The sequence below is a fragment of the Croceicoccus mobilis genome (assembly GCF_001661965.1).
Lineage (GTDB): Bacteria > Pseudomonadota > Alphaproteobacteria > Sphingomonadales > Sphingomonadaceae > Croceicoccus > Croceicoccus mobilis.
In genome coordinates this window covers 55118-68007 of the sequence record NZ_LYWZ01000017.1, presented here as the reverse complement: position 1 = coordinate 68007, position 12890 = coordinate 55118, and the positions used below count along the sequence as shown (strand labels likewise).

Here is a 12890-nt window from a genome sequence, read left to right as displayed (position 1 = left end):
TCACCGGTATCCATGCGCCGGGTTCATGCAGAAAAAGAGGCAGCCCTGTCCGGCAAGGTGAGGTTCGGCCGGACAGGGCTGTTACGGCGCCGTTTCAGAAGCTCTGCTTCACGCGGACGCCATAAGTGGGTGGCATGGGGCGGACCTGGAACGCGCCGAATGACGCGGTCTGCGCGAACTGGAGGAATTTCGCGCCAAAGATGTTCTGCGCATAGACGCCCACTTCCGTTCCGCCATCCGAAGCAAGGGCGAGACTGCCATCGACCTTGGTGTAACCGTGCTGGATGTCATTGCGCAGCAGCCCGCCCGCGCCTGCGGTGAATTCGTATTTCGTGGTGAAGCGTGCGATCGCATCGGCGCGCAGGCTCCAGTCGGCAAAGACCGGGGTTTCGTAATTGGCCGCGACGAAGCCTGCGAATTTCGGAGAACGGGGCAGCACCTTGCCCGACAGATCCAGCTTCTGGCTGCCGTCGAGCCCGCCGCAGGCACTGGCAGGGGCCCCCGCGCTGCCGCAGGGCGGAGCATCTGCCGGATAATCCGCATCGCCCGGATAGCTTGGGAATGGGCTGAAGACATTGGCATCCGGAAAGGAATTGAACTTGTTCCCCAGATAGGTCACGCCGCCCGACAGGATGAGGCCGCCTGCCGGCTTCAAAGTGGCTTCGAACTCGACACCTTTGACCTCTCCCTTGGCCGCGTTCTGAAGGAGCACCGAGCCGGTCTGGCTGTCGACGACCTGCACCTGTATGTCCTTGTAACTGCCATAGAACAGCGCCAGGCTCGTCGTCAGCAGGCCGTTCATGAAGCTATTCTTCGCCCCGATCTCGAAATTGTCGAGAGTCTCGGGATCGACCGCGGCTCCCGGTGCGATGATCGGGCTGCCGAACCCGCCGCTGCGCTCGCCCCGGTTGTAGCTGGCGTAATAATAGCCCGCATCCCCGTCGTAAGAGAGCACGAGGCGCGGCGTAAGGCTGCGAAAGCGCGCGCGTACCGAGAAATCGGCCGCCTCTTCTGGCAGGCCGAGCGCGATTCTTGCGCCATCGTTATTGGTGACGTGGATTTTCTTGGTGTCCTGGTTCCAGCGCGCGCCGGCGCTGACCCTGACCTCTGGCGTGATGTCATAGCTGGCCTCGCCATAGAACGAGATCGACTTCACGCTGATCTCGTTCCTGTTGCGCACGTCGAGATCGCCGAAGGCAAGGCCGGTGAAACCCACGTCCTGCGTATTGTCCTCGTCCATGTAGCTGCCGCCGGCAAGGACGTTGAGCGGACCGTCGAAGTCCGTGCGGATATAGGTGTCGTGATAGAAATTGGGGCCGTGTTCCCTGACGTGGCTGCGAAAGAAGTCGGGCGGCATGAATTCCTGGTCGTCGGACAGCGGCGTGCTCTGGCGGCGATAACCGGTGACCGAACTGACCGTGAAATCATCGCTCGCATAATCGAGCGTGAGCGTGTGCGCCCAGAATTTCACATCGTCCTTTACGCCGGGGCCGTCGGTCTGGCTGTTGTCGTAGAAATCATCGCTGCCCGGCGCATCGATGCCGAACAGGAAACAGACCTGGCAATAGGGTGAGGGCAGCGTCTCGCGCTGCGAAAACGATGTCGATGTCTGCTCCATATATTCGAGCATGTAGGTCGCATCGAAATTCGTGGTCGGTGAAAACCGGACCTTCGCGCGTCCGTAATAGGATCGCGACCGACCGCGCTTGATCGAGGAATCGTAGTAATTGTTCGAAAAATCGCCATTGCCTTTAAGCTGACCGGAAAAGCGGACCGCAATGGTTTGCGATACCGGCAGGTTCAGCACGCCCTGCACGCGGTAGCTGTCGAACCGGCCATATTCGCCCATGACCGATCCCTCCAGCCGGTCGGTCGGATCGGCGGTTTCGATCAATATGACGCCGCCGGTCGCGTTGCGGCCGTAAAGCGTGCCTTGCGGACCTTTCAGCACCTGCACGCCGGACAGATCCACCAGGTCGATGGCGGCGCCGTTCTGGCGCTGCAGATAGACGCCGTCGACATAGGTCGCGACCGCCGATTCCAGCCCGCCCAAGGAGAAATTGGAGCCCAGGCCGCGAATGAAGGCCTGCGCGAAATTGGACGGGTTGTTGTAGACGAGGCTGGGCACGCGGACCGCCACGTCCTGCACCGACGTGATGCGATAGGCATCGAGCTGCTCTGCATCGACTGAGGTCGCGGCGACCGCCGCCCTGTCGAGATCCTGCCCGAACTTGTTTGCGCCTGTGACCACGATTTCCGGCGGCGACGTGCTGCCTGCCGCGTCATTTGCGTCCTGTGCCCATGCCGGACCGGCGACAAACAGGCTCGCCCCCGCGAGCAGCCATGCCTTGCGTTGCATCATCCCTCCCGATGTTTTCTTTTTTTGATTCCCGGTAAGCTAGCGCACGTTGTGGCGGTGCGGCGGCGCATATCGGTGCAATAGTCCTCAATTACGGGGCCAAATGTCCCGAATGCCTGAATTGACGCAGGCCGTGTGCAGGGTTACGATCTCCCGATAACAAGACAATTGGGGAGAAGGGGATGCACAAGCCCGCCAAGATCCGCGCCTATTCCCGCCGGCTCGACCTCGCGGGAGAGACGCAAGACGCCGTGTTCGCGGGCGTGCCGCTCGACTCCGGCGCCATTGACCGGCTGAGCCCCCTCGACGATGTCAGCGCGGCACGCATGTTTTCCGCGCTGGGGCGGCACACACCGGGCAATTTCGCGCTGAAATGCGGCACGCGGGCCAAGCTTTCAGACCTTGGCGTCGCGGGCAAGCGCATGATGTTCCTGCCGGATTTGCGCACGGTCATGGAATATTGGACCGGGGCCACCCGGCTGGCCGGCGCGCCTTTCGATGCCACCTTCCGGCACGATGGTCAGCACTGGTATTACGAACAGGATTCGGCACTGCCATTCGACGCCAGCGGCTATCGCTTTTGTGCCGAGGCGTCGATCTCCTCGATGATCGAGCTCTGGCTCCAGCTTGCCGACCGGGTGCCGACCCTGCTGACGCTGGAGGTGCCGTTCGCAGCGCCCGACGAACGCAACGCCTATTCCGAACTGGGCTATCAGAAGATCGTTTACGATGCCGACCGGTTCCGCATGATCGGCGACGCGCGCGAACTCGATCTTCCGGTCATGTCGAGCGAACTGGGACATGCCTTTGCGATCGACCCGGCGGCGCACCGAAAAACGCGCGCGCGGCTGATCGACCTGTTCGAACAGAGCGAGCGCCTGCCGACATTGGACGAGGCCTGCGAACGGCTCGCCATGAGCAGGACGACGCTGCACCGCCGTCTGCAAGAGGAGAATTGCAGCTATCGCGAACTGCAGATGGAATTCCGCCGTGCCTATGTCGATTGCGCGCTGGCCGAGGGGGTGACGCCCAAGCGCATGTCCTGGCGGCTGGGCTATGAAGATGTCGCCAGTTTTCGCCGCGCGGTCCGCCGCTGGCACGATGGCGCGGGCTTGCGCGACCTGCGCCGGGGCGAGGGGGCAATGACGATCGGGGGCACGCGATGACGACGCGATTGGGCCCGGTCCGCCAGATGGGACTGGTGGTGAACGATTTCGATGGCGCGCTCGAATACTGGACGCAGATCATGGGAACAGGTCCGTTCTTCGTCTCGCGCGAGGTGGGGTTTGACGATTACCGCTATCGCGGCCAGCCGTCGGCGTCGCCGGTTCTCTCGCTTGCCTATGCCCAGATATCCGACACGATGCAGCTGGAGATCATCCATCAGCACGACGATGCGCCCAGCGGCTATCGCGATTTCCTGCGATCCGGCCGCGAAGGGTGCCAGCATCTGTCGAGCTGGTTCGACAGCGCCGATGCATTTGACGCGGCCCACGCCCACGCGCTCGCCAGCGGGCTCGCGCCGATCCATGAGGGGAGCGCCGGGGGGCCGCGCTTTGCCTATTTCGACAGCTATGGCGCCGGCAGCGCGGGCCTCGCCTTCGAGATTGCGGAGGGGCTCTTGCCCATGCTCGATCCGGTTCACGAGATGATGGTTGCGGCCGCGCGCGACTGGGACGGCAGCGATCCCGTGCGCGCCATGCCGGGCTAGGAGGGGAATTACAAATGGATCTGGGACTGACCGGCAAGACCGTTATCGTCACGGGCGGTGCCAGCGGCATTGGGCAAGCGATTGCCGCAGGCTTTGGCGGGCAGGGCGCGCGGGTCGTGGTGGGCGACATCAAGGGGGCAGGCGACGCGGCGCAGGCACTGGCGGCGCAGGGGGTCGATGCGATTGGCGTCCCGCTGGACGTTGCCGACGATGCCAGCATTGCCGCTGCGGTCGCGGGCGTCATCGCCAGCCATGGCGCGATCGACGTATTGGTGAATGCGGCGGGGTTGTTTCGCTGTCCTTCGCTGTTCGATACCACGCGTGAGGATTGGGCCGCGATTGACGCGGTCAATGTCTCAGGCCTGTTCATGATGCTGCAGGCTGCCGCAAGGCACATGGCCGAACGCGGGAGCGGGGCGATCGTCAATATCGCGTCTGTCGGCGGACGTCGAGGCGACGAAAATGCCCCGGTATATTGCGCCAGCAAGGCGTCGGTCATTTCGATCACCCAATCCGCGGCGCTGGCGCTGGTGAAAAAGGGCGTGCGCGTCAACGCCATCGCGCCCGGTCAGATCGAAACGCCGCTGTGGTCGGCGCTGTCGCGCGACATGGGTGCGCGTTTTGGCATTGATGCGGCGCAATTCACCGCAATGGTCGAAGGGATAATTCCCGCCGGTCGGTTGGGCCAGCCCGGCGATCTGGTCGGCACGGCGCTGTTCCTGGCCAGCCCGATGGCCGGTTTCCTGGTCGGGCAGACGATCAATGTCGATGGCGGGGTCTATCTCAGCTGAAACCCGAAGCTTTTTCGCGCTCTGGAAGATTTGACGAGAGCGCCGGTTCTTAAAGGCAATTTCCCCGCGCCTATCGCGCATGCTGCTAGCGTGCAGGTCCGGCGGGCGCCTGCGCCGCAGCCATGACAAGAACGGGAAGAGGAGGCGCAGAGACCATGAATGACAAGGCGATCGTGGCGGAATTCTTCCGCTGTCTGGGCAGCGACAATGACGCGGCGGGGCTTGCCGCGCTGATCAGCGCCGACGCGCTGGTCGAAACCCACTTTTCGCCCGAGGGGCAGTTGACGCGGTTCGACGGGCGCGACCAGATCCTGGCCCGCTTTGCCGGCGTGCGCTACACCATGGCAAGCTTTGGCTTTCACGATATCGAGGTCTATGCAACCGACCGGGCGGGGGAACTATTCGCCACCTGCACGTCATCGGGCACGCATGTCGACGGCCGGCATTACGCCAATGGATATTGCTGGCAGTTCCGGATCGTCGACGGACAGATCGCCTATTGGCGCGAATTCTACGATCCGCAAAAGGTGGTGCCCTTTATCGAGGATATCGCGATCGGCTAATCGTCCCCGCAGCACCGCAGCACCGCAGCACCGCAGCACCGCAGCACCGCTGCGCCAACCGGGGCCGCTCCCTTTTACGGGGAGCGGCCCCTTTTTGCGCGAGGATCAGAAGCTGAAGGTCGAAGTCAGTCCCACTTCGAGCGGATCGCCGGGCATCAGCAGCACGCCCGAGCCATTATTCGACACCGAGACGAAGGAATCGTCATTGGTCAGGTTGCGGCCCCACAGCGCAAAGCGCCACGGCCCATCGTCCTGTTCATAGGCGATTTCGAGATTTACCTTGAGATTGTCGGTGCACAGGTCGGCCAGATGGGTCGGCTCGGTGCACAGCTTCGATGCGTAATAGAGATTGGGGGAGACGGTGACCTCGCCCCCGCTGGTGGGGATCGCATAGGTCGCCGTCATGCTGACGGTCAGCTTCGGGGTCTTGAAAAGCCGCGTTCCGCTAAGATCGATGCCTTGCCCGGGAACGAACACGCCATCGCCGCCCGTCACATCGGTATTGAGCGGGTCTGCCGGATCGATCGGCCGCGGGAGGTTCACAGGGGCGCCGGGATATTCGAGATATTTGGCATAGGGTATCCACGACACGCCGCCGCGCACGGTGAACGCATCGGTCAGGTCGAACGATCCGTCGAGGTCGAGGCCATAGATCCGCGCCTTTGCCGCATTATCGACGATATTGACGACGCCGCCTGCGCCCCCATTCGTCTGGACCTGGATATCCTTGTAATCGTAATAGAATATCGCCGCGTTCAGATTGTATCCGGGCTGCGCGGTCTTGAGGCCCAGCTCATAGGCGGTGATCTGCTCGGGCTTCACCTCGGCAGCGCCGGGTGCGCCGCCGGGAATGATGCCCGACTTGAAGCCCTGGCTGAAGGTGAAATAGACGTTCGACCGATCGTCGAGTTCGTAGCGCAGCGATGCGCGCGGGGTCCATTTCTTGGCCTTGGTATCGGTCAGCGCGAAGTCGGGCGGCAAAAAGTTCACCACCTCGAACGTCGTGAAATCGAGGCCTCCGAACACATCGAGCACGCCGGTCTTCTTCTCGTCGCTATAACGGATGCCGGCTGACAGGTGCAGCCTGTCGGTCAGGTCGTAACTGCCCTCGAAGAAGAAGCCGAGCGCGTCGGTCCTGACCGTCTGCGTGTAGAAGAAAAGCGGCGGGTTCTGCACTTCGCCCAGCGGGTCGGGGCCGTAGGTGAAGTCATTGACCATCACATAGACCTGCGCATTGGCCTTGTAATAATTCGCGCCCGCAACAAAGCTGAAGGGTCCGAATTTCTCGGAAGAGAACAGCAGTTCCTGCTGGAAGCTGCGGTCGCGGATCGAATCGAACGGGGCGGTGCAGGCAAAGGCGGCGAGGCAGCCGGGGATGTAGGATGCTTCGGAATCGTTCCATTCGGAATATTTCGACCAGGCATAGGCTGTCGTCGAGGTGACGGTCCCGATCCCGTCGAAGCCGATATCGGCCACCATGCTGGCGCCGCGCGTTTTCGAAGTGGTGTGCGGACGCAGCGAGTCATAGCTCGATTCCCACGGCCTGACGGGGCTTATTCGATCGGGGAACGACAATTCGCCGGGCGTCAGCGCCGTGCCATTCAGGGCAAGATAGCCGCCCTGGTTCCGGCTGCTGTGCGTATCGGTCCAATATCCGGTAAGCAGAAGCGAGAAGTTGCTGCTCGGCTCGAAATAGAGTTTGCCGCGAAGCAGCTTGTCCTCAAGCGCCATGAGCCGGTCGCTGCCATAGACGCGGTCCACAGCTTCCGAGACCTGCCCATAGGCGACATTGACGCCATAGCCGTTGCTCTTCTGCATGGAAAAGGCGACGCTGGCGGCCACCGTGTCATTGACGATCGGCCCGGATACGAAACCGCGGACCGCAAGGTCGTAGGCCGACTGGCTGGCCGCCGCGCCGGGATAGAAGCCGGTCATCACCTCGACCTTGCCGGTCGGCACGAAGGAGGGTGTCTTGGTGGTGATACGGATCGCGCCGCCGGTCGCATTGCGGCCGAACAAGGTGCCCTGCGGACCTTTCAGCACTTCGACCTGCTCGACATCGGGCAAGGCAAAGACCGAAGAGCCCATGTTGCTGACGTAAACGCCGTCGAGATAGATCGCGACCGGGTTTTCGGCACCCGCCGTCACGACCGAGGTGGAAATGCCGCGCAGCGATGGATTCACATAGCCGTTCTGGCGCTGCATGGTGAGACCGGGGGTCACCCTTTCGAGGCCGGCGGTATCGACGACGCCTGCCGATTGCAGATTGTCAGACGTGACCACCGTCATGGATATCGGCACATCGCGCAGGCGCTCTGTCCGCCTTTGCGCGGTCACGAGGATCTCGGGCGCACCAGTACCGGCGGGCATCGGCTCGGCCTGATCAGGCCGATCGGTTTCATTCGCATCCTGCGCCCTGGCATTGCCTGCCATGGCCAGCGCGATGACGGCAGCCAGGGCCGTTGTTGCGGTATAGCTCGACTTCATGGATTACCTCCCACTCCCGTTGCGGATTTCGCTCCGCCTGCTCGGCTGTGTCGCCGATTCCCGTTAGCCCGGTCCCGCTTTCGCCCGCTTTGCGGGTCGGCGCCAAGGCCGGTCACCCCGCTTTCGTACGTCAGCGAACAAGATTTCGCAGCGGATAAGGTCGGCATGTTTCGACAGTCGGGCCAAAGCTTAAAGAAATAGGCCCGGAAGCCCGGTCCGCGTGCGGACCGACAGCTGAGATAAGGGCGCTCTTGCGCTTTGGTGATTGGGGCGATCTGTCCAGACTTGAGCGTTGCCGCGCTGCGAGGCGGCCATATTCTGCCGCCTTCCACCGCCGGAGCCGAAATGGCGTTGACCGGTCGGCAGGCAGGAAGCGACCGGGACAGGTTCGCCTTAAGAGGATCGGGGGCACAGCATGATACGCGGACTGCATCACGTGGCCGTCTCCACCCCCGATCTCGATCGGCTCGTCGGGTTCTATACCGATGTTCTGGGTTTTGAGCAGATCGGCTGGACCGGGGGATGGGACCGGGGAAACCCGCTTATCGACGAGGTGCTGGCGCTAAAGGATTCCGCCGCGCGGCAGGCGATGCTGAAGGCGGGGGACCTCCACCTCGAGATCTTCGAATATTCCTCGCCCCCTCCGCGCCCGGGCGACCCCGACCGACCGGTATGCGATCATGGCTATACCCACTTCTGCCTCGATGTCGTCGATATCGAGGCTGAATACGAGCGGCTGTCGGCGGCGGGCATGCGCTTTCACCGGCCCCCGCTGTTCGACCGCGAACAGGGGCTGGCCGCAACCTATGGGCGCGATCCCGACGGCAATGTGGTCGAGATACAGGAGGTGCTGAAGCCGTCGCACCCGATGCACATGCGACATTTGCCGGGAACCGCGAAATGAGCGGTCAAGCGAGGGAAGAAACCGCCATGCGCGGCGGCTGCCGCCGTTCCGAAGGGCGCGTCGCGATCGTGACCGGCGCGGCCTCGGGCATAGGTGCCGCGGTCGTCGAGCGGCTTGCCGGCGAAGGAGCGAAGGTCGTTGCGGTCGATATAGACGATGCCCATGGGCCGGAGATCGCCCATGCGCATGGCGCCCGGTTCCATCACATGGACACCGGCGACAGGGAAGATTGGAGAATGGCATGGACCAGACAGTGACACCGCCCCCGGCCGCCGCCATCGGGTACAGCGCGTTTCCGCTGGTCCAGACGGCCTGGGTGGTGGACGATCTCGACCAGGCGATGAAAAGCTGGCTGGCGCTGGGGATCGGGCCGTTCTTCCGTTTCGACCTCGAAGTGCCCGACGCGCTGTATCGCGGGCGCCGCGTGCCGCTCGCCTTCAGCATCGCGCTGGCGCAGGCGGGGCCTTGCCAGCTCGAACTGATCCGGCAGAACAGCGAGGGGCCGTCGGCCTACCGCGACGGCGTGCCTGCGGGGCAGAGCGGGTTTCATCACGTCTGCCGCGCCTTTGGCGGCTTCGACGAAGGGATGCGCAGTCTTGGCGTCACGGTCGATGGTGCCGCCACCTATATGGAAATCGCAGGATCGCGCACGGCCTATGTCGACATGCGCGCGACCCATGGCTGCATGATCGAACTCGTCGACCGCACGCCCGTCAGCGACCTTCTCAGCAAGACCGTGGCCGAGGCGGCCGGCGGCTGGGATGGCAGCGATCCGATCAGGGCCTTCGCGCTATGACGCAAGAAGGGCGGGGCAGGCCATAGCCGCGCCCGCCCGGTGCAGCGCGGTCCTTGCGCCATTGTGGCGGCGCCGCGCGGCATCAAGCGATTAGCTCGGGCACAGAGCGGGACATGGCAGATCTCCCTTGAGCGAGGCGATAGCCGGCATCCACGCCATGGCACCGACAGTTCCAGCCCAAAGAATGGATCATCTGGCCCCGCCATCAAGGGTTTCCTCCCGCACATGGTGCCCCCGCATGGCCGCTTTGCGCAATGCTGGCGCAGACGCGGCACTATGGATTTGAGGGGCGCAACATGATTTCGATTTATGGCGGGGATTCCCCCAATGTCATCAAGGCGCTGATCGGCATGGAGGAGCTGGGCATCGCCTATCGCCGCGAGCCGCTCGACATCATGGCGGGGGAACAGTTCTCGCCCGAATTCCTGGCGATCAGCCCCAATAATCGCATCCCTGCGATCGTCGACGACGACCCAGCGGACGGCGGCGAACCGCTGTCGGTGTTCGAATCTGGCGCGATCCTCCTTTATCTTGCCGAAAAGGGCGGCGCGCTGGTCCCGGCATCGGTGCGGGCGCGCAGCGCGGCCCACGCCTGGCTTATGTGGCAGATGAGCGGACAAGGGCCCATGCTGGGGCAGGCGGGCCATTTCCTCAACTACGCGCCCGAAAGGCTTCCCTATGCCATCGCGCGGTTCAGCCGCGAGGTCGCGCGCCTCTACCGCGTGCTCGATACGGCCCTGGCGCATCGCGACTTTCTGGCAGGCGAATATTCGGTGGCGGATATCGCCTGCTGGCCGTGGCTGCTGTTCCGCGCACACCACGTGACCGCGCTGTCCGATTATCCCAATGTCGCGCGCTGGTTCGCCGCGATCGGCGCACGGCCGGCGGTCCGGCGGGTCATGGCCGACATCACGGTCGACCCGCCGCAGGATTTCGACGAGGAAACCCGGCGTATTCTCTTCAACACCGGAGGCCGGTGACATGCGGCGCGATTATGTCAGCGTGGAAGAAGCCATGGCGCTCCCCGGTCTCAGGATCGCGTTCACGCGCGGCGTGCCCGGACCGTGGGGAGAGGCGGCACGCGCCTTTTTCGACATCAAGGGCATAGATTACTGGCCCGTCATCCAGGAAGGCGGAGCGCCCAATGAAGCGCTGCGGCAATGGAGCGGCCAGACATCGGCGCCCTGTGCCATGCTCGACGACGAACGGCCGCGCGCGCACTGGTCGGAAATCCTGATGCTGGCCGAACGGCTGGCCCCTGAACCGCGGCTCGTCCCCGATGACGAGGACGAGCGCACCGCCATGTTCGGCATTGCGCATGAGCTATGCGGCGAGGACGGTTTCGGCTGGTCGGCCCGCCTGCTGATGCTGGAGGTGATGGAGCGACAGTTGAGCGAAGTGCCCGTCGCCCATATGAAGCGCAAGTTTTCCAGCGGCGGCAGCCTTGCGCACTCGGCAATGCGGGCGGGCGCCGTGATGGAAATGCTGGCGCGGCGGCTTGAACGACAGCAGGCAGCGGGCAGCCCCTATATCGTCGGCGACCGGCTGAGCGCTGCGGATATCTACTGGACCACTTTTTCCAATCTGGTGGCACCGATGGACGAAGCCGATTGTCCCATGCCCGATTTCTATCGCGAATGGTCGCGCGGCTGTCTCGAACTGATCGGCATAAAGGTGCCCGCCGCCCTGATTGCCCACCGGCAGCACATGCTGAAAACGCATTTCGTGCTGCCGATGCGGTTCTAGGCCGACGTCATTCAGGCGCCATCGCGACATAGCGGGTGATCATCTCGTGGAAATGCCGCAGGCGGCATTCCTGATAGCGGGCGAAGATCAGCGTGTCGCTCTCCAGCGATTTCATGCCCTGTTGCTGAAGCCCGAGATTGCCGGTGTCCTGATCGTAGGTGATGCCGAAAAACGCATCGAAGCCGAGCTTTTCGGTCAGTTCGCGATAGGTCATGTCGCCCATCTCGAACACTTCGGCCGGGTCGGGGCGGGGGCTGCCTTCCGGATATTCGAGCAGCATGAACAGGTCGAAGATGCAGCTGTCGGGATCATTGCCATTGGGCCGGAAGCGATAGACCACCGGAACCGCCAGCCCGTGGAACAGGACCATGTTGGGAAAGATCGAATATTCGATCGAATCCAGCGCCTCTGCGTCGGATACCTGCGAATAATCGCGGCCCATGGCTTCGGACCGCTGCTGTCGGACGAGGTCGGCGGCAAAGCCGCGTGCCTTTTCACCCGGCGGCAGGGTTGGGGCCGGCTCGCCGCTCCAGAAGATGGAGAACAGCTCCTCCAGCACTTCCTGTTCCGACAATTCGCGGTCGAGATGCGGGCTCTGCACACCGAAGGCATGCATAAAACGGCTGACATGGGGCGTGTCGGGAAACACGTCATATTGCGCATTGGCGTCATTGGTGAAGCCCATCGACCAGCTATGCGTCTCGACCGAATGGTAGGCCTCCAGAAACGCCTCTATGCAGGCCTTCCAGTTCGCGGGCAGCACCTTGCGGATATAGTGCGCGATATATTTGTTCGCGAAGTTCTCGCCGGGCAAATTGCTGTCCAGGACACCCAGATATTCATTTAGCGGCGGGGCATTGCCATCCATGTTGATGAAGACGAAGCCGCCCCAGCATTCCACCCTTGCCTGCGGCAGGCGCATGTCGGCCCGGTCGATCTGGGGGAAGTCCCACCGGCAGGGCACTTCGGTCAGCTCGCCCTCCAGCGACCAGGTGAAGCCGTGGAACGGGCAGCGCAATTGCTGCAGGCTGGTATCTTCCTGACACAGCCTAGTGCCCCGGTGCAGGCAGGCGTTGCGATAGGCGCGGATCTCGTCAGGCGCGGTGCGCACGACGATATGGCTGATGTCGCCGATGTCATAGACGACAAGATCGCCGACCTCGGGAATCTCCTCTTCGCGGCAGGCGAATTGCCAGACGCGCGGCCAGAGCCGCTCCATTTCAATCCGGTGGAAAGTCGGGTCGATATAGCGTGCCTTTGGCGGTCCGTCGGTGCCATTGTCGGCGGGCAGGCTGGTCGCGATATGCGAAGGGGCGGCCACGCGGTCATTGCTGATCAGGCGCTGATAGACCTGCGATGGATCCTCGCCCTCCTGCGCTGCCGTGCCCGGCCGGCTCAGCGTGTCGATCTTCCACTTGCTCATGTTTTCGCCATCCTTCCGGCCCGATGCTGCGACCTTTGATGCAGGCAGGAAACCGCTGGCGGCTCACTCATGCAAGCCATGGCGGGGGGAAGCATTTACGCTTTGGCCAA

At 63.1% G+C, this 12890-nt stretch carries 12 protein-coding genes; 9 read left to right on the top strand and 3 right to left on the bottom strand.

The window, feature by feature from the left end; genetic code table 11:
• Positions 1-94 precede the first annotated feature (94 nt).
• A complete protein-coding gene (locus A9D13_RS04580; protein ID WP_172808099.1) occupies positions 95-2359 on the bottom strand; it encodes a TonB-dependent receptor in 2265 nt (754 codons plus the stop codon).
• 182 nt (positions 2360-2541) lie between these two features.
• On the opposite strand from A9D13_RS04580, the gene A9D13_RS04575 reads away from it, so the two are divergent.
• The 4 genes from A9D13_RS04575 (at position 2542) to A9D13_RS04560 (ending at position 5424) form a co-directional block, all read left to right on the top strand.
• Entirely contained in the window at positions 2542-3525 is a 984-nt protein-coding gene (locus A9D13_RS04575; RefSeq protein ID WP_066770781.1) for an AraC family transcriptional regulator, read from the top strand.
• Positions 3522-4070, top strand: coding sequence for a VOC family protein (locus A9D13_RS04570; protein ID WP_066770777.1), 549 nt, complete (start codon positions 3522-3524; stop codon positions 4068-4070). Before A9D13_RS04575 ends, A9D13_RS04570 begins: the two co-directional genes overlap by 4 nt.
• Before the next feature lie 14 nt (positions 4071-4084).
• Complete coding sequence (locus A9D13_RS04565) at positions 4085-4861, top strand: SDR family NAD(P)-dependent oxidoreductase (protein ID WP_066770772.1); 777 nt, start codon at positions 4085-4087, stop codon at positions 4859-4861.
• A gap of 155 nt (positions 4862-5016) precedes the next feature.
• Positions 5017-5424 (top strand): nuclear transport factor 2 family protein, encoded by a 408-nt coding sequence (locus A9D13_RS04560; RefSeq protein WP_066770770.1) that lies wholly within the window; start codon positions 5017-5019, stop codon positions 5422-5424.
• A gap of 105 nt (positions 5425-5529) precedes the next feature.
• Here the strand turns inward: A9D13_RS04560 and A9D13_RS04555 are convergent, their stop codons facing one another.
• Positions 5530-7911 (bottom strand): TonB-dependent receptor, encoded by a 2382-nt coding sequence (locus A9D13_RS04555; protein WP_066770768.1) that lies wholly within the window; start codon positions 7909-7911, stop codon positions 5530-5532.
• Positions 7912-8326: 415 nt separating this feature from the next.
• On the opposite strand from A9D13_RS04555, the gene A9D13_RS04550 reads away from it, so the two are divergent.
• The 5 genes from A9D13_RS04550 to A9D13_RS04530 all read left to right on the top strand — a co-directional run bounded on the left by A9D13_RS04550 (position 8327) and on the right by A9D13_RS04530 (position 11357).
• Positions 8327-8815 carry a VOC family protein gene (locus A9D13_RS04550; RefSeq protein WP_066770765.1) on the top strand — a complete coding sequence of 163 codons (489 nt, stop codon included), beginning with the start codon at positions 8327-8329 and terminating at the stop codon, positions 8813-8815.
• Positions 8812-9072 carry an SDR family NAD(P)-dependent oxidoreductase gene (locus A9D13_RS04545; RefSeq protein ID WP_229665558.1) on the top strand — a complete coding sequence of 87 codons (261 nt, stop codon included), beginning with the start codon at positions 8812-8814 and terminating at the stop codon, positions 9070-9072. The genes A9D13_RS04550 and A9D13_RS04545 overlap by 4 nt, the downstream gene beginning before the upstream one ends.
• On the top strand, positions 9057-9611 hold the full coding sequence (locus tag A9D13_RS04540) for a VOC family protein (protein WP_066770761.1): 555 nt from the start codon (positions 9057-9059) through the stop codon (positions 9609-9611). The genes A9D13_RS04545 and A9D13_RS04540 overlap by 16 nt, the downstream gene beginning before the upstream one ends.
• 296 nt (positions 9612-9907) lie before the next feature.
• Complete coding sequence (locus A9D13_RS04535) at positions 9908-10591, top strand: glutathione S-transferase N-terminal domain-containing protein (RefSeq protein WP_066770982.1); 684 nt, start codon at positions 9908-9910, stop codon at positions 10589-10591.
• 1 nt (position 10592) lies between these two features.
• Positions 10593-11357 (top strand): glutathione S-transferase family protein, encoded by a 765-nt coding sequence (locus A9D13_RS04530; protein WP_066770759.1) that lies wholly within the window; start codon positions 10593-10595, stop codon positions 11355-11357.
• Positions 11358-11364: 7 nt separating this feature from the next.
• On the opposite strand, the gene A9D13_RS04525 is transcribed toward A9D13_RS04530, so the two are convergent.
• Positions 11365-12780, bottom strand: a complete 1416-nt coding sequence (locus A9D13_RS04525) for an aromatic ring-hydroxylating oxygenase subunit alpha (RefSeq protein WP_082922105.1) — start codon at positions 12778-12780, stop codon at positions 11365-11367.
• Positions 12781-12890: the final 110 nt, after the last annotated feature.